Below are 24824 nucleotides of genomic sequence, written 5' to 3'. Positions count from 1 at the left end.
TGCCCCATGAGCCAGAGCAACGGGCGGGAGGCCGGTCGCGGTCCGGGACAGGAGCGGCATCGCGGTGCGGTCACCCTGCGCAGAGGGGCGATCCCGAGCAGCACCGCCGACCAGCGACTGCTGGATTCACGGGGGCGCGGCGACTGGAAGACCAAGGACGCCTGGCGCGCGCTACGCATCCTCGCCGAGTTCGTCGAGGGTTTCGACACCCTCGCCGACGTGCCGTCAGCGGTCAGCGTCTTCGGCTCCGCGCGCAGCGCACCGGACAGCGCCGAGTGCCAGTTGGCCGAGGAGTTGGGCGGCGCGCTGGCCCGAGCCGGCTACGCGGTGATCACCGGAGGTGGGCCCGGCGTGATGGAGGCCGCCAACCGGGGCGCCAGCGAGGCCGGTGGGCTCTCCGTGGGTCTCGGCATCGAGCTTCCGTTCGAGCAGGGCATCAACGACTGGGTCGACCTGGCCATCGACTTCCGCTACTTCTTCGCCCGCAAGACGATGTTCGTCAAGTACGCCCAGGCGTTCGTCGTGCTGCCCGGCGGGTTCGGCACCATGGACGAGTTGTTCGAGGCGCTCACCCTGGTGCAGACCGGCAAGGTCACCCGGTTCCCGGTGGTGCTCATGGGAGTCGCCTACTGGCAGGGCCTGCTGGACTGGCTGCGCGACACGATGGCGGCCACCGGCAAGATCGGGCCGGTCGACCTGGACCTGATCTGCCTCACCGACGACGTCAACGAGGCGGTCCGGTACATCGTCGCGTCGGAGGCCGCGCTCTCCGCCGAGCAGGAGGCGGTCCGCGAGGAGGCCGTCGCGCGCACCGGCGCAGACCAGCAGGCCGCCGCCGAGCAGGCGCGGGACCACGACTGATGGCGGCGATCTGCGTCTTCTGCGCCTCCTCTCGTACCCTTGATCAGCGCTGGTTGGACCTGGCCGCCGAGACCGGTGCGGAGCTGGCCCGGCGCGGGCACACGCTGGTCAGCGGTGGTGGCTGCGTCGGCATGATGGGCGCGCTGGCGGACGGCGCCCGATCCGCCGGTGGCCGCACCGTCGGCGTGATCCCGCAGTCGCTGGTCGACCTGGAGGTCGCCGACCTGGCCTCGGACGAGCTGCTGGTGACCGACTCGATGGCCAGCCGCAAGACCCTGATGATCGACAAGTCGGATGCCTTCCTCACCCTGCCCGGCGGGCTGGGCACCCTGGACGAGTTGTTCGAGGTCTGGACCACCGCCACCCTCGCCCTGCACACCAAGCCGATGGTGCTGATCGACACCGACGGGTTCTACCGTCCCCTGCTGGACTGGCTCGACGCGCTGGCCGACCAGACGTTCCTCAAGCCCGCCGGCCGCGACCTTCTGACGGTCACCACCACCGTCACCGAGGCCCTCGACGTTCTGGAATCCCACCTGACCTGACCGCCCCAACCCCACCCAGGCCGCGGTGATCATGAAGTTGTCGACGTCGCCGTCGGCGTGTCGCGCAGCTAACCTCATGATCGACGAGGCTGGATGGGATGCGGTGTGGAGTGGGGTTTGGGTGGGTGGGTGTCGTATGGGTCTGATGGGATGAGCTGATGCAGGCGTACCGGTTGGTGCGGCGGCCCGGAGGGCCGGCGCGGGGGGACGGGACGACGCCTGACGGCGCTTCCGTGCTCGCCAGCGGCGGCACGTCAGTGGGCGGTGTCGGCACGTCGGAAGGGCCCGATCGCGTGGCCGGGCCCGAGCTGACCTCCGGCGGCGGCTGGCGGGCCGATCCGGTGCAGGCCGAGGTGGTCGGGCACACCGACGGGCCGATGCTCGTGCTCGGCGGCCCGGGCACCGGCAAGACCAGCACGCTGGTCGAGGCGGTCGCCGCCCGGGTGGCAGAGGGGGCCGACCCCGAACGGATCCTGGTGCTGACCTTCGGCCGCCGAGGCGCCACCGCGCTGCGACAGCGCATCGAGGCCCGGATCGCGCAGGACGGCCACCGGGTGCTGCGCGAGCCGTTGGTGCGCACCTTCCCGGCGTACGCCTTCGGGCTGCTCCGCCGCGCCGCCGCCGAGCGGGGCGAACCGTCGCCCCGGCTGCTCACCGGCCCCGAGCAGGATCTGATCATCCGTGAGCTGCTGGACGTGGTGGGCGAGGAGCCCGAGGACGACCCGGTCGGCTGGCCCACAGACCTGCGCCCCGCCCTGCGCACCCGGGCGTTCGCCGGCCAACTGCGCGACCTGCTCATGCGCGCCGCCGAGCGCGGCGTGGGGCCGATCGACCTGGCCCGGCTGGGTGAGAAGCTCGGCCGCGCCGACTGGCCGGCCGCCGCCCGCTTCCTGCGGGAGTACGTCGCAGTGCTCGCGTTGCGTGACGTCAGCAACCGGGGCTCCATCGCGTACGACCCGGCGGAGCTGGTCCGGGCGGCCACCGGGCTGCTGCGCGACGACGAGGAGTTGCTGGCCGCCGAGCGCCGTCGCCTCGCCCACGTCTACCTCGACGAGCTGGCCGACACCGACCCCGCCCAACTGGAGCTGCTCTCGGTGATCGCCGGCGGTGGCAAGTCGCTTGTCGCGTTCGCCGACCCGGATTCCTCCACGTACGCCTTCCGGGGCGCCGACCCGGCCGGGGTGGCGACGTTCCCGCACCGGTTCCGGACGGCATCCGGTGCGCCGGCCGCGCAGGTGCTGCTGACCACGTCGTACCGGGCCGGGCCGGGTCTGCTCGCGGCGATCGCCCGGCTGGGCCGCCGGCTGCGGGGTCCGGCCGCGCACCGCCGGCTGCACCCGGTGCCGGGCGCGCCGCCCGGCGTGGTCGAGGTGCACACCTTCCGCTCGGCGACCAGCGAGGCCGCCTGGCTGGCCCACGCGCTGCGCTCGGCTCACCTGCTCGACGGCGTCCCGTGGTCACGGATGGCGGTGGTGGTGCGGTCCACCGCGTTGCAACTGCCCACCCTGCGACGGGCGCTGCACGCCGCCGGGGTGCCCACAGTGGTGCACGGTGAGGATCTGCCGTTGCACCTGCAACCGGCGGTCGCGCCGCTGCTGCTCCTGCTGCGCTGCGCGCTGGAGCCGGATCGACTCGACGAGGAGGCGGCCGTCGCGCTGCTGCACTCGCCGCTCGGCGGGGCCGACCCGCTGGCCGAGCGGCGGCTGCGGCAGGGCCTGCGTGCGCTCGCGTTGGCCGGCGGCGACCGACGTCCCTCCGGGGAGCTGATCGTCGAGGCGTTGCAGGACCCGGAGGAGCTGGCCGGCATCGAGCGGCTCTGGGCGGAGCCGGCGCAGGCGGTGGCCGGGCTGCTTGCCATCGCACGCGAGGCCGCCGCCCGCCCGGGTGCGACCGCCGAGGACGTGCTCTGGGCCGTCTGGCACGCCAGTGGTCTCGCCGAGCGGTGGGCCGGCGCGATCAACCAGGGTCGTCCGGAGGCTGGCGAGGGCGACCTGGCCCGGCGTCGGCGGGCCGAGGCTGCCGACCGCGACCTGGACGCCGTGCTGGTCCTCTTCGACGCGGCGGCCCGGTTCACCGACCGGCTGCCCGGTGCCCGCACCGAGGTCTTCCTCGACCACGTGCTCGCCCAGGACCTGCCGGCTGACACCATCGCCCCGACCGCCGACCGGGGTGCGGCGGTACGCCTGCTCACCGCGCACGCCGCGAAGGGCCTGGAATGGGATCTGGTGGCGGTGGCCGGCGTGCAGGAGGGCATCTGGCCGGACCTGCGGCTGCGCGGCAGCCTGCTCGGCTCCGAGCGACTGGTCGACGTGCTGGCCGGCCGGTCGGTCGACGGGGCGACCGCGGCGAACGTGGTGGGTCAGACCTCGGCGCTGCTGGACGAGGAGCGTCGGCTCTTCCACGTCGCCATCAGTCGGGCCCGGCACCGGCTGCTGGTCAGCGCCGTGGCGTCGGCCGCCGTCGGCGGCGACGACCACGAGGAGCAACCCAGCCGGTTCCTGCACGAGCTGGGCCCGAGCACACCGCCGCCGACCCCGCCGGGCACACCGCCACCGACCCCGCCGGGCACACCGCCGCCGACCCCGCCGACGGCGCCCGGCCCGCCGCCCGGTCCCCGCACCGAGCCGTCCTCCGGCGGCGGCAGAGGGGGCGCCGCGGTGGGCGAGACCAGCGACGAGGAGCCGGACCGCCCCGGGGCGCTGCCGGTGACCCGTCCACCCCGGGCGCTGACCCTGCCGGCGTTGGTAGCTGAACTGCGTACCGCCATCACCGACCCGGCCGCCCCGGCGGCCCGGCGGCGCGCCGCGGCGGCCGAACTGGCCCGGCTCGCCGCCGCCGGGGTGCCCGGCGCGCACCCCGACGACTGGTGGGGGTTGCGGGTGCTCTCCGACGACCGGCCGCTCGTCGACGACGGCGACCCGGTGCGGGTCACCCCGTCGGCCATGGAGAGCGCGCTGCGGTGCAGCCTGCGCTGGCTGCTGGAACGGCACGGCGGTAGCGGCCCCACCAGCACCGCGCAGGGAGTGGGCAACCTGGTCCACGCCGCCGCGATGCTCGCCGAGGACGCCAGCGCCGACCGGGGCGCGCTGCTCGACTACGTGGCCGCCCGGTTCGACGCGATCGAGCTGGCGGCCCGGTGGATGGCCGGGCCGGAGCGGGAACGCGCCGAGGCGATGGTCGACAAACTGCTGCGCTGGCTGGCCACCAATCCACGCCGGTTGCTCGCCATCGAGCACGAGTTCGCCGTCCGCCTGGACGACCCGAACCGGCCCATCGACCTGGCCGGCCGGGTCGACCGGCTGGAGGTCGACGAGGCCGGGCGGCTCGTGGTGATCGACCTGAAGACCGGCAAGTCCACAGCTGTCACCGGCACCGACCTTGCCGAGCACCCGCAGCTCGGCGCCTACCAGGCGGCGGTGGAGGCGGGGGCGTTCGCCGAGTTCGGTGACGAGTCCGGAGGTGCCGCGCTGGTGCAGCTCGGGACCTCCGCCAAGGACGCCAGGGAGCAGAATCAGCCGGCCGCCAGCGAGGGGCCGGCCGCCGGCTGGGCGACAGCGCTGGTCCGGCGGACCGCCGATACGATGGCAGCCGCCACGTTCGCCGCGGTGGCCAACTCGAAGTGCCGGGTCTGCCCGGTGCGCACCAGCTGCCCGGTCTCCGGGCAGGGTCGCCAGGTCGTCGAGCCGCCCACCGTGCGACGCACAGGTGAGGGCGAGGAATGAGCGTGCGAGCCCGGTCACGACCTGGGACGGCATCCGTGAGGGCGAGGAGCGCGCCGGTGTTGGGAACCGAGACGGCACGGTGAGTCAGCCCACCCTGTTCGGCGCGGGCCCCGCGCCGACGCCCCGACTCGCGGACTCCGGCCCCCGCTACACACCGGTGGAGCTGGCCAAGCTGCTGCGGTTGCCGGCACCCACCCGGGAACAGGCCGCGATCATCGCCGCCCCGGTGGAGCCGCTGCTGGTGGTAGCGGGCGCCGGGTCGGGCAAGACCGAGACGATGGCCGCCCGGGTGGTCTGGCTGGTGGCCAACTCGTACGTGCGGCCGGAGCAGATCCTCGGCCTGACCTTCACCCGCAAGGCGGCCGGCGAGCTGGCCCATCGGGTACGCACCCGGCTCGACCAGCTGATCCGCCGACTCGGCCGGCAGGGACGGGACCCGCTGGACGACCCGCTCGCGGGTGAGCCCACCGTCTCCACCTACCACTCGTACGCGGGGCGGATCGTCACCGAGCACGGGCTGCGGGCCGGCTACGAGCCGTCCACCAGGCTGCTCACCGAGGCGTCCCGCTGGCAGTTGGTGGACCTGCTGGTGCGCAACTACGACGGCGACATGTCCGAGGTGGACCGGATGCCGAGCACCATCACCGATGCGGTTCTGGCGCTCGCCGGGGAGCTGGACGAGCATCTGGTCGCGCCGGACGACCTGGCGGCCTGGACCGGTCGGTTCTTCGCCGAGGTGCAGTCCCGGCCGGGTCGGGTGTACGCCGACGTGCGCAAGGCGCTCACCCTCCAGCAGACCCGGTTGCGCCTGTTGCCGCTGGTGCGGGCGTACGCCCGGCGCAAGGAGGACTTCGAGGCGATGGACTTCGCCGACCAGCTCGCCCGGGCGGCCCGGGTGGCCCGGGACCACCCGGGGGTCGGCGTGATCGAGCGGGACCGCTTCCGGGTGGTGCTGCTCGACGAGTACCAGGACACCAGCCACGCCCAGGTGGTGTTGCTCAACGCGCTGTTCGGTGGCGGGCACCCGGTGACCGCTGTGGGCGACCCGTGCCAGTCGATCTACGGCTGGCGGGGGGCCAGCGCGGGCACCCTGGACCGGTTCCCCACCGAGTTCGCCCGCGCCAACGGTGAGCCGGCCCCGGCGCTGGGGCTCACCACGAGTTGGCGCAACCGCCCGGAGATCCTCCGGGTGGCGAACGCCCTCTCCACCCCGCTGCGGGCGGCGGGCGCCCGGGTGCCGGAGCTGCGCTCCGCGCTGACCGTCCGGGACCCGATTCCGCACCGCAGCCCGGGCGGCGCGGCCGGCGGCACTGTGCACTGCGCGATGCTGCCCACGTACGCCGACGAGGCCGACTGGATCGCCGACAGCGTGCTCGCCGCCTGGCGTGGGGCGGCAGGGATGCCGGGCGCGGCCCCGGAACACATCCCGGTGGAGCGCCGTCCGACGACCGCCGTGCTGGTCCGGGTACGCAGCCAGATCCCGGCGATCGAGTCGGCTCTGCGGGAGCGGGGCCTACCGGTCGAGGTGGTCGGGCTGGGCGGCCTGCTGGACACCCCAGAGGTACGCGACGTGGTCTGCACGCTGCGGGTCCTTGCCGACCCGACCGATGGTGCCGCGCTGCTGCGGTTGCTCACCGGCGCCCGTTGGCGGATCGGGCCACGTGACCTGGTGGCGTTGCACCGGCGGGCCCGGGCCATCGCGAACGCCCGGCGACAGGTGGCCGCCGACGAGGCCGCGGAGATCAGCCCCGACCTGTTGGACGAGGCGACTCTGGTGGAGGCGTTGGCCGACCTCGGGCCCGCGCAGGCGTACTCGGCTGAGGGGTTCGCACGGCTGCGCGCGTACGGCCGGGAACTGGCGCTGCTGCGCTACCGGCTGGACCAGGCGCTGCCGGATCTCATCGCGGACATCGAGCGGACCATCGGCCTGGACGTGGAGGTCGCGGTGCGGGCCGGCCGGGACGGCGCCGGCGACGCGGGCCTGGCCCGGGGGCATCTGGACGCGCTCGGTGACGTGGCGGCCCGGTTCAGCGGGGAGACGCCCGGCGCGACCCTGTCCGGGTTCCTGTCCTACCTGGCCGCCGCCGAGGATGAGGAGCGCGGTCTGGCGCCGGGCGAGGTCGAGGTGGTGGAGGGCGCGGTGCAGGTGGTCACCGCGCACGCCGCCAAGGGCCTGGAGTGGGACGTCGTTGCGGTGGCCGGGCTCAGTCGTGGTCTGTGGCCGGGGCCGGTCCGCAACTCCGACCACTGGCTGGGTGGGCTGGGCGTGCTGCCGTTCCCGCTGCGCGGCGATGCCGACGGCCTGCCCGAGTTGGCACTCGACGAGGCGGGGGACCAGCGGGCCGTGGCGCGGGCGGTGACCGACTTCACCGACGCGTGGCGGGCCCACGACGAACGGGAGGAACGCCGGCTGACGTACGTCGCTGTCACCCGGCCGCGCCGGCTGCTGCTCTGCTCCGGTTACTGGTGGGGGGAGGGCACGAAGCGGCCGAGAGGTCCGTCGGTCTTCCTGCGTGAGGTGTACGACGCCTGCCTCGACGGCGGGCCCGGGCATTTGATCGACGCGTGGGCGCCGGAGCCGACTCCCGACGCGACGAACCCCACGGCCGAGGTGGTGCTCCGCGCGGAGTGGCCGGCAGACCCGCTGGGCGGTCGCCGGCCGGCGTTGGCCGAGGCGGCCGGGCTGGTGCGTCGCCTGATGGCCGACGGTCCGGCGGCGGCGCTCCCCGGGCCGGTCACGCCGATCGGATCGCCGGTCGGGCCGGTCAAGCAGGTCGGGCCGGTCGGGCCGGCCGAGCCGGTCGAGCAGGTCGAGCCGGTCGAGCAGGTCGAGCCGGAGGTGGATCCGGAGGTGGCGCGCTGGCAGCGTGAGGCGGACCTGCTGTTGGCGGAGCGCGCCGAGCTGACCCGGCTCTCCGGTGCGGTCGAGGTGGCGCTACCCGGCGCGTTGAGCGTCACCCAGCTGGTCGCGCTGCGGCGCGATCCGGCGGCCCTGGCCCGTACGCTGCGTCGCCCGGTGCCGTCCGAACCCAACCCGTACGCCCGTCGAGGCACCGCCTTCCACGCCTGGTTGGAGCAGCGCTTCGGCGCCGACCGCCTGTTGGATCTGGACGAGCTGCCCGGCGCGGCCGACGCCGATGCCGCGCCCGACGAGGCGCTGGTCGAGCTTCAGGAGCGGTTCCTGGCCAGCGAGTGGGCCGACAGGTCACCGGTGGAGGTAGAGGTGCCCTTCGCCACTGTGATCGCCGGGGTTGTGGTGCGGGGCCGGATGGACGCTGTCTTCGCCCGGCCGGGTGGCCGGTTCGACGTGGTCGACTGGAAGACCGGCGCGCAGCCCACCGGGCCGGCGGCCGACGTGGCCGCCGTGCAGCTGGCCGTTTACCGGCTGGCCTGGGCGGAACTGGCCGGCGTGCCGGTCGACACTGTGGGCGCGGCGTTCCACTACGTCCGGCACGGGGTGACCGTCCGGCCCGCCGACCTGCTGGATGTGACCGGCCTCACGGCCATGATCGCGCAGTTGCCCGAGGATTCTGCCCAACATTGACCATGGCGGGGAAAACCGTGGTAGGTTGACCGGGTTGCAGTTTTGGTTACCAGAGACTCTGTGTGCGCCTGGCGGGATTGTGGCCCCAGGCGCTCTTTGTTGTGTCCGGAGTTCTCCGGGCGGGGCGACCAGAAGCGACAGGCGATTCGCGCATCCCCGCGCGGAGCGCTCCTCTTCGGGCACGCAACAAGTGCGTGTCCGACGTTCCGTCAAGGAGACGAAACACATGGCTATTGGCACCGTGAAGTGGTTCAACGCTGACAAGGGCTTCGGCTTCATCACCCCGGACGGCGGCGGCGCTGACGTCTTCGCCCACTTCTCGGCGATCCAGTCCTCCGGCTACCGGAGCCTGGACGAGAACCAGCGGGTCGAGTTCGAGGTGACCCAGGGCCAGAAGGGCCCGCAGGCGGAGAACATCCGCCCGCTCTGATCTTCGGATCGGTCAGCATTACCTGTCGCGCCCTCCGGGTGTGACGGTGACGGGACCGGCCCGCCCCGCTGCCGCCTGCGCATGCAGGCGGCGGCCCGGCGGCGGGCCGGCCCGTACTCCAATCGGTTCGTGCTTGTGAGTCCTGGCTGCCTTGCGCCGCCGGTTGACAGCGCCGACTTCGGCGCCCTCCCTCGACACGTTCCGCGTCGAGGAAGGCTTTCGCATGACCACAGTTATTCCGTCGTTCGCTCATACCGGTCTGGCACCGGCGCTGCTCACCGCGCTGACCGCGCAGGGCATCACCGAGCCGTTCCCGATCCAGACGGCGACGCTGCCCGACTCGCTCGCCGGCCGGGACGTGCTGGGCCGCGGTCGTACCGGCTCCGGCAAGACCCTCGCCTTCGGGCTTCCGCTGCTGTCCCGCACCGCCGGCCGTAAGGCTCGGCCGGGCCGCCCGCTGGCCCTGGTGCTGGTGCCGACCCGTGAGCTGGCCCAGCAGGTCACCACAGCGCTGGCCCCGTACGCCCGCGCCGTCGGGCTGCGCTGCACCACAGTCGTCGGCGGGCTGTCGTTGCAACGGCAGGCGGACGCTCTGCGCGCCGGCGCCGAGGTTGTCGTCGCCACCCCGGGCCGGCTGCACGACCTGATCAACCGCGGCGACGCCCGGCTCGACCAGGTCGAGATCACAGTGCTCGACGAGGCCGACCAGATGGCCGACATGGGCTTCCTGCCGCAGGTCACCAAGCTGCTGGAGCAGGTCGCGCCGCAGGGGCAGCGGATGCTCTTCTCCGCCACCCTGGACGGTGGCGTGGACCGGCTGGTCCGCCGCTTCCTGAGCAACCCGGTCACCCACTCGGTCGACCCGGGCACCGCCACCGTCACTGCGATGACCCACCACGTGCTGCACGTCGACGCGCTGGACAAGCCCGACGCGTTGACCCGGATCGCCGCCCGTGAGGGCCGCACCATCCTGTTCATGGGCACCAAGCACCGCGCCGACCGGCTGGCCCGCCAACTGCTCTCCAAGGGCGTACGCGCGGCCGCGCTGCACGGTGGCAAGTCCCAGCCGCAGCGCACCCGGATCCTTGAGCAGTTCCGCAACGGTCAGGTGACCGCCCTGGTCGCCACCGACGTGGCGGCCCGTGGCATCCACGTGGACGGCCTGGACATGGTGGTCAACGTTGACCCGCCGACCGAGGCGAAGGACTACCTGCACCGGGGCGGCCGTACCGCCCGGGCCGGCGAGTCCGGTTCCGTGGTCACCCTGGTCCTGCCGGAGCAGCGTCGGGACGTGTCCCGGCTGATGGCCACCGCCGGTATCCGGCCCGAGTCGGTCCAGGTGCGCGCGGGTGACGGAGCGCTGGCCCGGGTGACCGGTGCCCGCGAGCCGTCCGGTGTGCCGGTGACCATCGTCGCTCCGCCGGCGCCCGCAACTCGGGCCCGTACCTCCGGGGGCTCGGCCGCCGACGGGGGCGCCCGTCCGGCGCACCGCGCGTCGGGCCGGTCCCGTCGGCCGCGTCGTCCCCGTACCGTCTGATCTTCTGCGCGTAGACCGACCCGTCCCGCTTCGGCGAGGCGGGTCGGTTTTGTCTGCGCGGTGTTCCGGGCCGGTCGGCTTCGGCGAGGCGGGTCGGTTTTGTCTGCGCGGTGTTCCGGCCGGTCGGCTGTCAGTGCGGCCCGACCGGTCAGCCGACCGCGCCGGGTGGCCCCCTCTGCTGAGTCGGTAATCAGCCTCCGCTGGGTCGGCTGGCCGACTGCGCCCCGGCCGCTGGTGGTCGAGGCTGACCGACGGGGGAAGCCGGGCGGGGGGCCCGGCACGGGAGGGGTGACCATGGCGGGCGAAGCCGGCTCGGGCGCACTGCGTGAACTGATCCTGGTGGTCGCGGTCGCGCTCGCCGGGTTGCTGCTCGCCATGGTTGCGGCCTTCGCGCCCTGGCATGCCACCCCGGCGGGTAACGCTCCCGCCAGTCTGGTGGAGCTGCACAGTCCTGGCGATCCGGGCGTCAGCCCGGCGACCGCACACGTGGGCTGAGCAGCGACCGGCCTACCGGTGCCGGCGGAGGGGCAGGCCCGGTCAGGATCGGTACGAGATGTGGTCGGGTCGGCGGGGCACCGACCCGACCACATCGCCTCCACGTCCTCCCGGCTCGCGCCGAGGGCGTCGCCGGCCGAGGGCGTCGCTGCCCGAGGGCGTCGCTGCCCGAGGGCGTCGCTGCCCGAGGGGGCCGCTGCCCGAGGGGCCGCTGCCCGAGGGGGCGCTGGCCGAGGAGGCCGCGAACGCGCATGATCGCGCTCGATCCAGGAAATAGGCCCCTCGCCAAGCGGGCGAGGCCACTACATCAATGATCGAGCGCGATCATGCGAGCGGTGCGTCGGTGCTGACCGCCGGAGCGTGGGTGAGCAGGTCGGTCAGAGTGGTGCTGTCGACCACAGTGGCGATCGCCCCGTGCACCGCCAGCCAGACGTCGGTGAGCCCGGCGGCCACTCCGTGATAACCGGCCCGCTCGGCCGGCAGACCGCGCACCGTGGTGAGCGAGCCGCCGACCGCGCGCAGTACGTCGCCGACGGTGATCTCGTCGGCTGGGCGGGTCAGCGCGTATCCGCCGTCGGCACCGCGATGGCTGTGCAGCAGACCGGCCCGGCGCAGGTCGAGCAGGATGCCCTGTAGGAAGCTGAGCGGGATGTCCTGCACCTCGGCCAGGCTGGCCGCCTTCACCAACTCGCCGACCCGGTCGCCGTCGCCACCACCATCACCACCGGCGGCGACGGCGAGCATCGCCCGGAGCGCGTAGTCGCTGCGCGCGGAGACGAACACGTCACTGACCAGCCTGGTCCAGTACGCCCCAGCGCCGCCGGATCGCCTTGTCCGCGGCGCCGAACGCGGCGTCCACGACGAGGCCGACGACGAGGATGACGATCATCGTGGAGAGCAGCCAGGGTGAGTCGGACAACTCGCGGGAGTAGGTGAGCTGGGCGCCGAGCGAGGTCTGCGAGATGCCGACCACGAGCAGCTCACCTGCCATCAGGCTGCGCCAGGAGAAGGCCCAGCCCTGTTTGAGCCCGGCGACGATCGCCGGGAGGGCGGCCGGCGCGATGACGTACCGGTAGAGGTTGAGCCCTCGGGCGCCGAGGTTACGGCCGGCGCGTATCAGCAGCGGCGGCACGTAGTCCACCCCGGAGATCACCCCGTTGGCGATGGACGGCGCCGCACCGAGCACCACCACGAAGAAGATCGCCTTCTCGCTCAGCTCGAAGAGCAGGATGGCCAGCGGGAACCAGGCGATCGACGGCATCGTCTGCAACGCCGTGATCATCGAGCCGATGGCGGCGCGCAGCACAGTGGACCGGGCCACCGCGAGACCCAGGAGCAGGCCGACGGCGACCGAGAAGACGTACCCGACGGCGGCCCGGCGCAACGTGGTGAGCAGGCCGTCCCACAACTGCGGACCCTGGGCCTGGGTCATCAGCTCACGGCCGACCTCCAGCGGACCCGGCAGCGAGTACGGGGGCTTCCAACCCGAAAGGACCACGAGTTGCCAGGCGGCGATGGCGATGGCCAGGGCGGCGAGCTTGGGCCAGGTGGCCGCCCAGATCCGGGCGCCCCGGGAGACCTCCTTGTCCCGACCGGCGATCTCCAGCGCGTCGAGGCCGGTGATCTCCGCGTCGGTACGCGCCGAACTGGTGAGGGTGTCACTGGCCATGGCGGCCCACCTCCGTACGGAGCCGCTCGGTGACCTCGGCGGCGATGGCGGCGACCTCGGGGGAGTCGATCCGGCGAGGGCGCGGAATGGTCACCTCGGTGGAGTAGATGATCCGGCCGGGTCGGCTGGAGAGCAGGATGATCCGGTCGGCCAGGCGGGCCGCCTCGCGCACGTTGTGCGTCACGAAGAGCACCGAGAGTTTGCGCTCGGACCAGATCCGTTCCAGCTCGTCGTGCAGGATGTCCCGGGTCATCGCGTCCAGCGCGCCGAACGGCTCGTCCATCAGCAGCACCGGAGTGTCCAGGGCAAGCGTCCGGGCGAGCGCGACCCGCTGCCGCATTCCGCCGGAGAGCTCGTGCGGGCGCTTACGGCCGAAGTCGGCGAGGTGCACAGTTCGCAGCAGTTCGGCGACCCGCTCGCGACGCTGGGCCCGGGGCAGCCGGCGCAGCTTGAGGGGCACCTCCACGTTCCCGTCGACGGTCAGCCACGGAAGGAGCGCCGGCTCCTGGAACATCAGGCCCGGGTTGGCGTCGCCGGCCAGTGTGATCTGCCCACCGCTGACCCGGTCCAGCCCGGCCACCAGGTTGAGCAGTGTGCTCTTCCCGCAGCCGGACGCGCCGACCAGGCAGACGAACTCGCCGGGCGCGACGTCCAGCGACACACCGTCCAGGGCCAGGACGGCGTTCGCCCCGCGCCCGTACACCTTTGTCACGCCGGAGAGCGCCACGGCTGTGGTCGCGCTCCGCGGCGTCGTCGTTGTCGACGTCATGGCTGGACGACCTCGGGCTCGCCCTGCGCCTTGAGCGCGTTGTTGAGGTACTTGAGGTCGTACAGGCCCTTGAGGTCGACCGGCTCGGTCAGGCCGACGTCGACGGCGTGGTCGAGCCCGGCCTTCAGGGAGGACGAGATCGGGTCGTTGGTGAACTCCAACGTCGGCCACGCCTGCTTGATGAGCTTCAGGTCCAGCGGCTTGCCGGTGATCTTGCCGATCGCTTCGGAGATGGCCTGCTGCGCCTCGTCCGGCTTGGTGTTGACGAACTCGTTGGCGGCCACCTGACCGTCGACAAGCCTCTGCACCACGTCCGGGTGCGCCTTGAGGAACTTGGTGCTCACCAGCAGGTTGGTGATGACGAACTTCTTGTCCGGCCACAGGTCGCGCTCGTCGACGAGGACCTTGCCGCCGGCGTTGACCAGGCGGGAGACGAACGGTTCGGGCACCCAGGCGCCGTCGATCGCGCCGCTGGTGAACGTTTCGACGGTCTGGGCGTTCTCCTGCGGCACGATCTTGACGTCGCCACCACCTTCCTTGGTGGTGGTGAGGCCCTGCTGCTTGAGCCAGTACCGGATCGCCACGTCCTGGGTGTTGCCCAGCTGCGGGGTGGCGATCTTCTTGCCCTTCAGGTCCGGCGCGCCGGTGATGTCGGGCTTGACGACCAGCGCCACGCCGCCGGAGGCCGCGCCGGAGATGACCCGGACGGCCTCACCCTTGGACTTCGAGAAGGCGTTCACTGTCGGGTTCGGACCGATGTAGGTGGCGTCCAGCGCGCCGGAGAAGACCGCCTCGATGGCGGCAGGGCCGGCGTTGAAGGTCTTCGGGTCCAGCTTGACGTTGGTGCCGAGCTTCTCCGCGAAGATGCCCTTCTCCACCCCGACGACCGCCGGCGCGTGGGTGATGTTGGGGAAGTAGCCGAGGCGCAGCGTCACCGGGCCGGAGCTGCCGCCCGCGCCCTCGCTGTCGTCGCCGCACGCGGCGGTGCTGCCCAGGGTCGCCGCGCCCAGGGCGGCGAGGGTGGCCAGGGTGACCAACCGGCGCAGGGGAAGCCGTCTCATCGTCCATCCAATCCGCAGTATTCCTACTTAGTTGGTAGGAAGAGTGGGCCGGGCTGCGGCCAGCGTCAAGGCCCATCCACATGGCGGGATGGCGCGTCTCGGTCATGTCGGTAATTCCTACCAGCTTTATAGGGGGTGAGCGGCGTCGTGCTGATCGCGGTCCGGGCCGGGTTCGCGCCAGTGCGGTGTCGCCGGCAACATCGTGACCGGGGGCGACCCGGCCGGGCAGCGCGCGTACCGCGACCTGCTCGGGCACGACCACGGCTGGAGCGCACCGACGAGTTCAGCCTCTCCGGCTGGCCGCACCGTGCCGAGGCAGAGCAGGTCGGCGCCGACGTGCCGCCCCTGGTGACGGCCCCGGTCGCGGCGGCTCCGGGAAGGTCGCGGGTGGCGGAGGTGTCGACGCGCTAGGGTCGACTCCGTGGCGGCGCGGAGATCCAGAATTCCAGCGACGAAGTATCCGGTCGAGCGGTTCACCCTCGACAACGGCCTGCGGGTGGTGCTCACCCCCGATCGCAGTGCCCCGGTGATCGGGGTGGCTGTGGTCTACGACGTCGGCATCCGCTCGGAGCCGGAGGGGCGTACCGGCTTCGCCCACCTCTTCGAGCACCTGATGTTCCAGGGCTCGGAGAACCTGGAGAAGCTGGCCCACTTCCGGCACGTGCAGGGCGCGGGTGGCACCTTCAACGGCTCCACCCACCTGGACTACACCGACTACTTCGAGACGCTGCCGAGCAACGCGCTGGAGCGCGCGCTGTTCCTGGAAGCGGACCGGATGCGTGGACCCCGGCTGACCGAGGAGAACCTGCGCAACCAGGTCGACGTGGTCAAGGAGGAGATCCGGGTCAACGTCCTCAACCGGCCGTACGGTGGCTTTCCCTGGCTCACTCTGCCGCCGGTCATGTTCGACACCTTCCCGAACGCCCACGACGGCTACGGCTCCTTCGACGACCTGGAGTCGGCGACCGTCGCCGACGCCGCGGACTTCTTCCGCCGCTACTACGCCAGCGGCAACGCCGTGCTGGCCGTCAGCGGGGACATCGACGTGGCCGAGGCGACCGAGTTGGTCACCCGGCACTTCGGCGACGTCCCGGCCCGGCCGGCACCGCAACGGCCCGACTTCACCGAGCCTGACCTGAGCGCCGAGCGGCGTACCTCGTACACCGATGCCCTGGCGCCGCTGCCGGCGGTGGCCGGCGCCTGGCGCGTGCCCGACCCGGTCACCGACTTCGCCGGCTACCTGCCGTACGTGGTGCTGGCCGAGGTGCTCACCGACGGCGACGCGTCGCGGCTGGTGGAACGGCTGGTGCAGCGGGACCGCACTGTGACCAGCCTCGGCGGATACCTCGGTTTCATGGGCGACCCGTTCGACGTCCGCGACCCCACCGCGCTGCTGTTGCAGGCGCACCTGCCGCCCGGCGGCGACGTCGACAAGGTGCTGCGCACCATCGACGAGGAGTTGGACCGGCTGGCCACCGACGGCCTGACCGACGGTGAGCTGGCCCGCACCCAGGCCCGGATGGCGACCCACCTGCTGCGGGACACCGACGCGGTGCTCGGTCGGGCGCTGCGGATGGCCGTGCTGGAACAGCAACGCGGTGAACCGGGTCTGCTCAACGAACTGCCCCGGCTGGTCGGCGAGGTCACCGAGGAACAGGTCCGGTCCGCCGCGGCCACCCTGCGCCCGGAGCGCCGGGCCGCCATCGAGGTCATCGCCGGAGGTGCCCGATGAGTGTCACCACCGCCCCCGCCGGCCCGCGTACGCTGCCGCCGCTCGGGCCGACCCGCAAGCTCAAGGTGCCCAAGCAGGCCGAGCGCACACTGCGCAACGGGCTCACCGTGATCGCCGTACGCCGGCCCGCCGTACCCCTTGTCGAGCTGCGGCTCTGGGTGCCGTTCGGCCGGGTCCACCTGGCCCGCGGCGCGATGCTCTCGCAGACCATGCTCTCCGGCACCGAGTCGATGACCAGCGTGCAGATCGCCGCCGAGTTGCAGAAGGTGGGCGGCGGGCTGTCCGCGGGCGTCGACCCGGACCGGCTGATGCTCTCCGGCGCCGGCCTGGTCACCGGTCTGGACCGGATGCTGGAGCTGCTGGCCGAGGTGCTGACCGGCGCCAGTTACCCCAGTGACGAGGTGGCCACCGAACGGGACCGGCTGGTCGACCGGATCCAGGTGGCGCAGAGCCAGCCTTCGCACCTGGCCCGGGAGGCGCTGCTCAAGCGGATTTACGGCCGGCACCCGTACGCGACGCAGACGCCGGAGCCCGGCCAGATCCGTGCCGTCCGACCGGCGGCGCTGCGCACCTTGCACGCGGAGCGGGTCCACCCGACCGGCGCGCAGTTGGTGCTGGTCGGTGACGTGCAGCCGGAGAAGGCACTGGACGCGGCCGAGCGGGCGCTCGGCGGCTGGTCGGGTGCCGGTCGGGTGGCCGAACTGCCGGCGACCCCGCCGCTGGAGCCGGGGCCACTGCTGCTTGTCGACCGGCCGGGCTCGGTGCAGTCCTCGCTGCGGATCGCGCTGCCGGCGGTGTCGCGCACCGACCCGGACCACGCCCCGCTGCAACTGGCCAACCTGATCTTCGGCGGCTACTTCTCCTCCCGGTGGGTGGAGAACATCCGTGAGGACAAGGGCTACACGTACGGCCCGCACTCCGTGATCGAGCATTCCGTCGCGGGGTCGGTGCTGGTCGCCGCCGCCGACGTGGCCACCGAGGTCACCGGGCCGGCGCTGCTGGAGACGACGTACGAGCTGGGCCGGTTGGCGTCGCTGCCGCCGAAGCCCGAGGAGTTGGAGCAGGCCCGGCAGTACGCCCTGGGCACCCTCCAGCTCGGCATGTCCACCCAGGCCGGGTTGGCGGCGTTGACCAGCGCGTACGCCGGCAATGGTCTGCGCCTGGACTTCCTCGCCGAGTACGCGGCGAGGTTGGCGAAGGCGAGCACCGACGATGTCGCACAGGCGGCGGCCCGCTACCTGGCCCCGGCTCGGGCGGCGATCGTGGTGCTCGGCGACGCGGAGCGGGTCACCCCGGGGCTGGCCGCGCTGACCGCAGTGCAGACCGAGCAACAGGCGTGAGCGAGCGGAGCGAGCGAGCCGTGGGGTTCAGTGGCGGGCCGTCTCGCGGCGGCGTGCGGCGAAGCGGAGCGCTGGCGTGAGCGGGGAGGCGGCGCCGCCGTTGGCGCGGTCCACGCTGGATCGGGCCGCGCACCGGCGGGGCGACTCGCAGTGGTTGACCGAGGCGTGGTTGCGTGCCCGGGTGCTGCTGCTCGACTCGACCGACGAGGGTCGGACGCTGGCCCGCACCGAGACGTCGCCTCCGACGTTGGTGCTGTTCGGGGCGGCTGACGTGCCCGCCGGGTCGGAGTCGATGGCGATGTTCCTGGGTGTCGAGCCGGACGGGGTGCCGGTCTTCGCTGTCGACGCGCCGCTTCCGGCGATCCCGGGGACCAGGGCGGTCCATCTCCGGGAGGTGGGTCATCTGCTCGCCGACCGGGAGGCCGGCATCTTCACCACCGCGTTGGCGCTGGTCAACTGGCACACCCGACACGGCTATTCGACGAGCACCGGCGCGCCGACCGCCATGGACGAGGCGGGTTGGTCCCGGGTGGACCGCAATGGCGGGCGGATCTGGCCTCGTACCGACCCGGCGATGATCGTGCTCGTTCACGACGGCGTGGACGGCCCGGACGGCCGCTGCCTGCTCGGCAACAATGCCGGCTGGCAGGGCACCCCGGGTGGTCGCCGCTACTCCTGTCTGGCCGGCTACGTGGAGCCAGGGGAGTCGGCGGAGGCGGCCGTGCTGCGCGAGGTCCGCGAGGAGGTGGGCATCGGGGTCGAGCGCATCGGGTACGTGGGCAGCCAGGCATGGCCGTTCCCCGGCTCGCTGATGTTGGGCTTCCTGGCCACCGCGAACCCGACCGAGCCGGTGCGGGTCGACCCGTCCGAGATCGCGTACGCCCGGTGGTTCTCTCGCCGGGAGATCGGGGCGGCGCTGGCCGGGCAGACGGTGGACGTGGGCGACGGGGCCCGGCTGATCCTGCCGCCTCCGTCGTCGATCGCGCTGTTCCTCATCCACCGGTGGCTGGACGGCTGGATGGACGCCGACCGCTGAGCACGGTCCCGACCCGTGGCCGCCGTTGCCGCGGCGGTCACGGGCCGGGAACACGGGCCGTCGTGGTCAGCGGGTGCGTAACGCGGCGGGGGAGCCGGTCCGACCACGACGGACGACCTGTGGAATCAGGTGCCGGTGCGGCCCGGTCTGTGTCGGAAGGCGGGCCGCGACTCGATCAGCGGGAGGACCTTGACCCGTTGCTTGCCGCTGCGGACCGCGCCGACGGTGGCCAGGGCGCGGGCCAGTAGCAGCGCGGCGTCCCGGTCCTCGGCGTGCACGATCTGCCGGCGCGGCTCGGGCGTCGTCGTCTCGTCGCGAAGTCGGTGGCCGTCCGCCCAGGCGGCGGCGATGTCCCCGTCAGCGACGGCGCGGATGTCGGTGCGAACGATCAGGAACCGCATGAGGGTCTCCGGATGAACCGCGACGGATGAGCCAGTGTGGAAGTTCCACGTACTCGAGGGCCATGTTACGCCCCGTGTTCGTCTCAGCAACTGAAACGCGCCTATCGGTTTCGAGCCTCGTCCGATCGGCGGATGGCTGCTCAGCGGGGTTGCCGGGCCGCCGAACTACCGAGCCGGCCGGGTACGACGCGACGGGGCCGCCGGCAGTGCGCCGACGGCCCCGTAACAGTCACCGAATCAGTTCAGATCGAACTGGCCCTTCTTCGCCCCGGTGATGAAACCGAGCCATCCCGCGCGGTTGAACAGCAGCACCGGGCCGCCCCGGTCCTTGCTGTCGCGCAGGGCGACGGCCGACGGGCCGGTGGCCAGTGGGGCGACCTCCACGCAGTTGGAGGTCTGGCTGCGTGTGCTGGTACGCCACGGGGCGTCCGCCAACGAGTGGGCGGAAACGGACGGCGTGTTGCGGATTTCGTTCATGGTTCTGCTCCTGATGTGCAGCGATCCGATGGGACGAGTGGTGCCGCACGTCCCGACGGAGGGTCCCCCGTGGATCACCGGTCCGTCAGTCGCCCCGATTCCCGGCGGCGTTGGGTCGGCGCCGTTGCCGGCCCGAACGCCACTGTGGATGGGGGCGTCGCCTCGGTCAGCCGTCCCGTCGCCTCGATCAGCCAGGAGAGGGTGTCCGAGGCGTTAAGTGCCGCCGTGCATAGCCACTCGAACACCACTTTATAGCGATTTAGCGTGATTGCCTCGGTCGACATGACGTCGGTGAAGCCACCTTCGATGGCCAATGTCTCCGGATCGAGGGGATCGGCGAACCGATAGACCGAGAAGGCGGTCGGCGGAAGGAACCAATTGCCGATCTGGGTGTCCCGAGGCAGCACGTGCAGGGCCACATTGGGCAGCAGCGCCAACTCGCAGAGCTGGAGCAGTTGTTCGTGCAGCACCTCCGGCGGCCCGGCCCGGCGGCCGAGAGCCGCCTCCTCCAGCACCGCCGTGTAGCGGGGAGCGTGCGGCTCCCGGGTCAGCAGCGACTGGCGGGCCAGCCGCGCCTGCACCTCGGTCTCCGGCTCGTCGCCGGGCTCCGGCTCGCCAGCGCCCGCGTTCACCTGCCGGGCCGACACGATCCGGAGCTGGGCGTACCCGGGCGTCTGCAGCAGGCCCGGCACCAGCACCGGGTTGTACTCGGAGATCTCCGCGCAGCCCGCCTCCAACTCGGCCCAGCCGCGCTGTTGCTGCGTCATCACCGGGAAGTTCTTCAACCAGCCGCGCATGTCGCCGGCCTCGTTGGTGATGCCCAGCAGCTCGTCGTGAAGCGCCTGGTCGGCGCCGTAGAGGTCGAGCAGGTCGCCGACGTCCTGCGGGTCCGGTCGGCTGCGGCCGTTCTCCAAGCGGGACAGTTTGGACGCGGAGGCCCAACCGATACGCTCGATGACCTGATCGCCGGTGAGGCCCGCGGCCTCACGTAGGCGGCGCAGCTCGATGCCCAACCGGCGACGACGCAGGATCGGGCTGGGTGCGGCAGGAGGCACAGTGTCCTCTTTCCCGTCGACCGCCGCAGACGCGACGGTAACTGTATGAAATTCGCCCCCCACGGTCAGTATGGACGGCGCGACCGGTGTCGGAGGTTCCGGCGAGGGCGTGTCTTGCGAAAATCGCACCACGGGAATGCCGGATGACGACGGACCCGCGGTCGCGGCCCGTCGACCTCGCCCACCCGGGCATGCCATCCCGCCGGAGGGACCCATGCGCACGATCCTGCGCCGACCCGACTTCCGCCTGCTCTTCGGCGGTCTGCTGGCCAGCATGACCGCCGAGTCGATCCTGCTGCTCGCACTCGCCATCTGGGTCAAGGATCTGACTGGCTCGAACGGGTTGGCCGGTGCCACGATCTTCGCGGTCATCGCGCCGATGACGCTTGCGCCGCTGGTCGGCTGGGTCGTCGACCGCTACCCGCGCCGACCGTTCTTCGTGGCCGCGAACGTGCTGACCGCAGCCCTGCTCGCCCCGTTGTTCACCGTCCACGACGCGGGCGACGTGTGGGTCGTCTATCTGGTGGCCGCCCTGTACGGACTCTCGTCCATCACGCTCGGCGCGGCGCTCAGTGGGCTCATCCGCGAGATGGTGCCGATCGACCTGCTGGCCGACGCGAACGGCGTGCTCCAGACCGTACGTCAGGGGATCCGACTGGTCGGCCCGCTGGTGGGCGCGGCGCTCTACGCGGCGCTCGGCGGGTGGGCGCTGACCGGAATCGGCATGGTCGGATTTCTGACCGCGGCGGCGGTGGTCACCGCGCTGCCCACCCCGCAACAGCTGCCGCCCGCCGTACGGCTGCGGTGGCCGGCCGAACTGGGCGCCGGCCTGCGGCACCTGGCCGGCGAGCCGGCCCTGCGGCGGGCCCTGCTCGGCTACGGACTCGGGTCACTGGTGATGGGCTTCAGCGAGTCGCTCATCTTCGCCTACGTCGACCAGGGGCTGAACCGGGATGCCGCGTTCGTGGGGGTGCTCGTCACAGTGCAGGGCGTCGGTGGGTTGCTCGGTGGACTCTGCTCACCGACGCTGGTCCGCCGGCTCGGAGAGGTCGGCACGCTGGCCGCCGGTGTCGCCTTCTTCTCTCCGGCCGCGCTCGCGCTCGCCTTTCCCGATCTGTGGCTCGGGTTCGCGGCGGTGCTGCTGGCCGGGGTCTCACTCCCGCTGACGATGGTGGGTCTGCACACGCTGATCCAGCGCCGCACGCCGCCTACGCTTGTCGGCCGGGTCGCCGCAGCCACCCAGGCGGTGGTCAGCGGGCCGCAGGCGATCTCCATCGGGGCGGGTGCCCTGCTGGTCGGGTTCCTGGACTACCGGCTGCTGTTCGCGCTGGTCGGAGTGGCCACCCTGGCCGCCGGTGGCTACCTGTGGCGGGGCCGGCACCTGAGCGCGCCGGCCGGGGCCCGCCCGCCGACGCCGCCCACCAGCCCAACGCTTCCGGCGCCCCGCCGTCCGGCGGAGGACGCCGACCGGCCAGTGCTTCCGGCGCCCCGCCGTCCGGCCGAGGACGCCGACCGACCAGTGCTTCCGGCGCCCACCGACCGTGGCCCGTTCCCGAACACGACGAGCGGCCGCCCCGGACGGGGCGGCCGCGCACCGAGAATGAACCGGCAGATCAGGCGTTGAGCGTCTCCAGGTGCTGCTTCACCTGGGTGATCGAGGGATTCGTCAGGGCACTGCCGTCGGCGAAGCGCAGCGTCGGCACCGTCTGGTTGCCGCCGTTGACGCTCATCACGAACTCCGCGGCCTTCGGGTCCTGCTCGATGTCGACCACCTCGTACCCGATGCCCTCCCGGTCGAGCTGCGACTTCAGGCGGTGGCAATAGCCGCACCAGGGGGTGGAATACATCGTCAGCATCCTCGGATCCTCCAACTCCTCCGGCCGCGGCTTGCGGATCAAGCCGAGGCTGTTCGCTGCAACGCTGGGAGGAGCTGAGATGATTCCTGGTTGTGGTGGTTCACTCAGCGTCGGAACAGGTGCTCGCCGGGCTGGACCCGGAGCAACGCTCCGCCGTGACCGCACCTGCCGGCCCCGTCTGCATCCTGGCCGGCGCCGGCACCGGCAAGACCCGGGCGATCACCTCCCGAATCGCCCACCGGGCGCTCTCCGGGGAGATCTCCCCGCGGCACGTGCTCGCTGTCACCTTCACCGCCCGCGCCGCCGCCGAGATGCGACACCGTCTCACTCTGCTCGGTGCGCACGGTGTCCAGGCGCGGACATTTCACGCTGCCGCGCTGCGCCAGGTGCGGTACTTCGCGCCCCGGCTGCTGTCCGGCCGTGCCATGCCCGAACTGCTGGACAGCAAGGTACGACTGGTCACCCTCGCCGCGGCCCGGGTCGGCCTGCGTACCGACCGGGCCGCCGCCCGCGACCTGGCCGGCGAGATCGAGTGGGCGAAGTCGTCGCTGGTCGAGCCGACGGACTACGTGGTGGCCGCGGCGCGGGCGCTGCGCGACACACCGCACGAGCCGACGAAGGTCGCCGACGTGTTCACCGCGTACGAGCAGCTCAAGCGGTCGAACGGCGTGATCGACTTCGAGGACATGCTGCGGGCGGCGGTGTGGGGCATCGAGGAGCACCCGGACGTCGGCGAGCAGATCCGCGGCCAGTACCGGCACTTCGTGGTCGACGAGTACCAGGACGTCAACCCACTCCAGCAGCGGTTGCTGGACGCCTGGCTGGCCGGCCGCAACGACCTGACAGTGGTCGGCGACGCCAGCCAGACGATCTACTCGTTCACCGGGGCGACCTCGGCGTACCTCGTCGACTTTCCCCGGCGGCACCGCAACGCCACTGTGGTACGACTGGTCCGTGACTACCGCTCCACCCCGCAGGTGGTCGGGCTGGCCAACGCGGTGATCTCCCAGGCCCGGGGCACCGAGGCGCGCCTGCGGCTGGAGTTGAGCGGGCAACGCCCACCCGGCCCCGAGCCGGACCTGCGGATCTTCACCGACGAGCCGGCCGAGGCGAACGCGGTGGCCGCGCGCTGCCGGTCGCTGATCGACGCGGGCACGCCGGCGAAGGAGATCGCCGTGCTGTTCCGCGTCAACGCGCAGTCCGAGGCGTACGAGAAGGCGCTCACCGAGGCCGCGGTGCCGTACGTGGTGCAGGGAGCGGAGCGGTTCTTCGAACGGACCGAGGTGCGTCAGGCGATGGTCGCGCTGCGTGCAGCGACCCGCTCGATCCCGGGCGAGACACCGCTGCCGGCCGCCGTCGTCGAGGCGCTCACCGCCGTCGGCTGGGCCCCGGACGCGCCCCCGGCCGGCGGCGCCGCCCGCGAGCGATGGGAGGCGCTGTCCGCGCTGGTCCAGCTCGCCGAGGAGTACGCGGCCACCCCCGAGGTCGTGCCGATCGGCGAGGCCGCCTCGGTGGAGCGCCCGGTCACCCTCACCGACTTCACCGAGGAGTTGGCGCGCCGGGCCGCCCAGCAACACGTGCCGACTGTGGACGGCGTGACGCTTGCGTCCCTGCACTCGGCCAAGGGGTTGGAGTGGGACGCGGTCTTCCTGGTCGGCCTCGCCGAGGGCACCCTGCCCACCACGTACGCCAAGACCGTCGAGCAGGTCGAGGAGGAGCGCCGACTGCTCTACGTCGGCATCACCCGCGCCCGGGAGTGGCTCTGGCTGTCGTACGCCACCGCGCGCTCGCCGGGCGGACGGGCCCGGCGGCCGTCGCGGTTCCTGCCCCAACTGGATCGCTCCGGCGGCACCGAACGGGCGACCGGCGGCACCGGTCCGGCCCGCAGTCCCGAACGACGGCGAACCCAGATCGTCTCCTGCCGGATCTGCGGCGCCACCCTGCTCGCCGGTCCGGACCGCAAGCTCGGCCGCTGCCCGACCTGCCCGTCCGACATAGACGATGAGCTGCACGAACGGCTGCGCGAGTGGCGGCAGCGGGTGGCCGGTGCGCAGAAGGTCCCGGCGTACGTGGTCTTCACCGACGCGACGCTTGTCGCGTTGGCCGAGCGGCGACCGGGCCGGTCGGAGGAGTTGATCGCCATCGCCGGTATCGGCCCTCGCAAGCTGGGTCTCTACGGGGAGTCCGTGCTGGCCCTCGTGGCCGGCGCCGGGGTGGACGACGTCTGCCCGGAGAAAACTTTCGAAATCTCGTCGTAAATTCGTTTGCCCTCGCCCCGGCGCGAGGAATAGCCT

19 protein-coding genes and 1 pseudogene are annotated in these 24824 nt (G+C 72.5%); 12 read left to right on the top strand and 8 right to left on the bottom strand.

What is annotated here, in order from left to right; translation table 11 throughout:
* Positions 1–6: 6 nt before the first annotated feature.
* From MED01_RS10020 to MED01_RS09990, 7 genes are all read left to right on the top strand, one after another.
* Positions 7–861, top strand: coding sequence for an LOG family protein (locus MED01_RS10020; RefSeq protein WP_238668233.1), 855 nt, complete (start codon positions 7–9; stop codon positions 859–861).
* Positions 861–1406 (top strand): LOG family protein, encoded by a 546-nt coding sequence (locus MED01_RS10015; protein WP_112675715.1) that lies wholly within the window; start codon positions 861–863, stop codon positions 1404–1406. The genes MED01_RS10020 and MED01_RS10015 overlap by 1 nt, the downstream gene beginning before the upstream one ends.
* A 158-nt stretch (positions 1407–1564) precedes the next feature.
* Positions 1565–5128, top strand: coding sequence for an ATP-dependent helicase (locus tag MED01_RS10010; protein ID WP_238668232.1), 3564 nt, complete (start codon positions 1565–1567; stop codon positions 5126–5128).
* A 79-nt stretch (positions 5129–5207) separates the two neighbouring features.
* Entirely contained in the window at positions 5208–8672 is a 3465-nt protein-coding gene (locus MED01_RS10005; RefSeq protein ID WP_238668231.1) for an ATP-dependent helicase, read from the top strand.
* Between the two features lie 226 nt (positions 8673–8898).
* On the top strand, positions 8899–9102 hold the full coding sequence (cspE, locus tag MED01_RS10000) for a transcription antiterminator/RNA stability regulator CspE (RefSeq protein ID WP_007464836.1): 204 nt from the start codon (positions 8899–8901) through the stop codon (positions 9100–9102).
* 223 nt (positions 9103–9325) lie between these two features.
* On the top strand, positions 9326–10639 hold the full coding sequence (locus tag MED01_RS09995; RefSeq protein WP_238668230.1) for a DEAD/DEAH box helicase: 1314 nt from the start codon (positions 9326–9328) through the stop codon (positions 10637–10639).
* A gap of 294 nt (positions 10640–10933) precedes the next feature.
* On the top strand, positions 10934–11134 hold the full coding sequence (locus tag MED01_RS09990; protein ID WP_238668229.1) for a hypothetical protein: 201 nt from the start codon (positions 10934–10936) through the stop codon (positions 11132–11134).
* Positions 11135–11458: 324 nt separating this feature from the next.
* Here the strand turns inward: MED01_RS09990 and MED01_RS09985 are convergent, their stop codons facing one another.
* Genes MED01_RS09985 through MED01_RS09970 form a run of 4 tightly spaced genes read right to left on the bottom strand, consistent with a single transcriptional unit; the run spans position 11459 to position 14633 of the window.
* Positions 11459–11917 (bottom strand): RrF2 family transcriptional regulator, encoded by a 459-nt coding sequence (locus MED01_RS09985; protein ID WP_238668228.1) that lies wholly within the window; start codon positions 11915–11917, stop codon positions 11459–11461.
* 1 nt (position 11918) lies between these two features.
* The gene (locus MED01_RS09980; protein WP_238668227.1) at positions 11919–12803 is read right to left on the bottom strand and encodes an ABC transporter permease; all 885 of its coding nucleotides are present in this window, start codon (positions 12801–12803) and stop codon (positions 11919–11921) included.
* A complete protein-coding gene (locus tag MED01_RS09975; RefSeq protein WP_238668226.1) occupies positions 12793–13572 on the bottom strand; it encodes an ABC transporter ATP-binding protein in 780 nt (259 codons plus the stop codon). The genes MED01_RS09980 and MED01_RS09975 overlap by 11 nt, the downstream gene beginning before the upstream one ends.
* Positions 13569–14633, bottom strand: a complete 1065-nt coding sequence (locus tag MED01_RS09970) for an ABC transporter substrate-binding protein (protein WP_238668225.1) — start codon at positions 14631–14633, stop codon at positions 13569–13571. Before MED01_RS09970 ends, MED01_RS09975 begins: the two co-directional genes overlap by 4 nt.
* A 421-nt stretch (positions 14634–15054) precedes the next feature.
* Here MED01_RS09970 and MED01_RS09965 point away from each other — a divergent pair, with 421 nt between their 5' ends.
* From MED01_RS09965 to nudC, 3 genes are all read left to right on the top strand, one after another.
* The gene (locus MED01_RS09965) at positions 15055–16365 is read left to right on the top strand and encodes a M16 family metallopeptidase (protein ID WP_238668224.1); all 1311 of its coding nucleotides are present in this window, start codon (positions 15055–15057) and stop codon (positions 16363–16365) included.
* Positions 16362–17705: a M16 family metallopeptidase gene (locus MED01_RS09960; RefSeq protein WP_238668223.1), complete on the top strand. Its 1344-nt coding sequence runs from the start codon at positions 16362–16364 to the stop codon at positions 17703–17705. The genes MED01_RS09965 and MED01_RS09960 overlap by 4 nt, the downstream gene beginning before the upstream one ends.
* Before the next feature lie 76 nt (positions 17706–17781).
* Positions 17782–18741, top strand: coding sequence for an NAD(+) diphosphatase (gene nudC / locus MED01_RS09955; protein ID WP_238668222.1), 960 nt, complete (start codon positions 17782–17784; stop codon positions 18739–18741).
* A 125-nt stretch (positions 18742–18866) separates the two neighbouring features.
* Here the strand turns inward: nudC and MED01_RS09950 are convergent, their stop codons facing one another.
* The 3 genes from MED01_RS09950 to MED01_RS09940 all read right to left on the bottom strand — a co-directional run bounded on the left by MED01_RS09950 (position 18867) and on the right by MED01_RS09940 (position 20674).
* Positions 18867–19142, bottom strand: a complete 276-nt coding sequence (locus MED01_RS09950) for a hypothetical protein (RefSeq protein ID WP_238668221.1) — start codon at positions 19140–19142, stop codon at positions 18867–18869.
* A gap of 237 nt (positions 19143–19379) precedes the next feature.
* The gene (locus tag MED01_RS09945; RefSeq protein ID WP_112583698.1) at positions 19380–19619 is read right to left on the bottom strand and encodes a DUF397 domain-containing protein; all 240 of its coding nucleotides are present in this window, start codon (positions 19617–19619) and stop codon (positions 19380–19382) included.
* 74 nt (positions 19620–19693) lie between these two features.
* Positions 19694–20674 (bottom strand): helix-turn-helix domain-containing protein, encoded by a 981-nt coding sequence (locus tag MED01_RS09940; RefSeq protein WP_238668220.1) that lies wholly within the window; start codon positions 20672–20674, stop codon positions 19694–19696.
* Positions 20675–20888: 214 nt separating this feature from the next.
* Here MED01_RS09940 and MED01_RS09935 point away from each other — a divergent pair.
* Positions 20889–22106 (top strand): annotated as a pseudogene (locus tag MED01_RS09935) (MFS transporter); the annotation flags it as partial.
* Positions 22107–22287: 181 nt separating this feature from the next.
* Here MED01_RS09935 and MED01_RS09930 read toward each other — a convergent pair.
* On the bottom strand, positions 22288–22530 hold the full coding sequence (locus MED01_RS09930; protein WP_030337579.1) for a mycoredoxin: 243 nt from the start codon (positions 22528–22530) through the stop codon (positions 22288–22290).
* A gap of 92 nt (positions 22531–22622) precedes the next feature.
* Here MED01_RS09930 and MED01_RS09925 point away from each other — a divergent pair, with 92 nt between their 5' ends.
* Entirely contained in the window at positions 22623–24788 is a 2166-nt protein-coding gene (locus MED01_RS09925) for an ATP-dependent DNA helicase UvrD2 (RefSeq protein ID WP_238668219.1), read from the top strand.
* Positions 24789–24824 lie beyond the last annotated feature (36 nt).

The sequence above is a fragment of the Micromonospora alfalfae genome, from assembly GCF_022230925.1.
GTDB classification, from domain to species: Bacteria; Actinomycetota; Actinomycetes; order Mycobacteriales; family Micromonosporaceae; genus Micromonospora; species Micromonospora alfalfae.
This window is presented reverse-complemented; position numbering and strand designations above follow the sequence as displayed.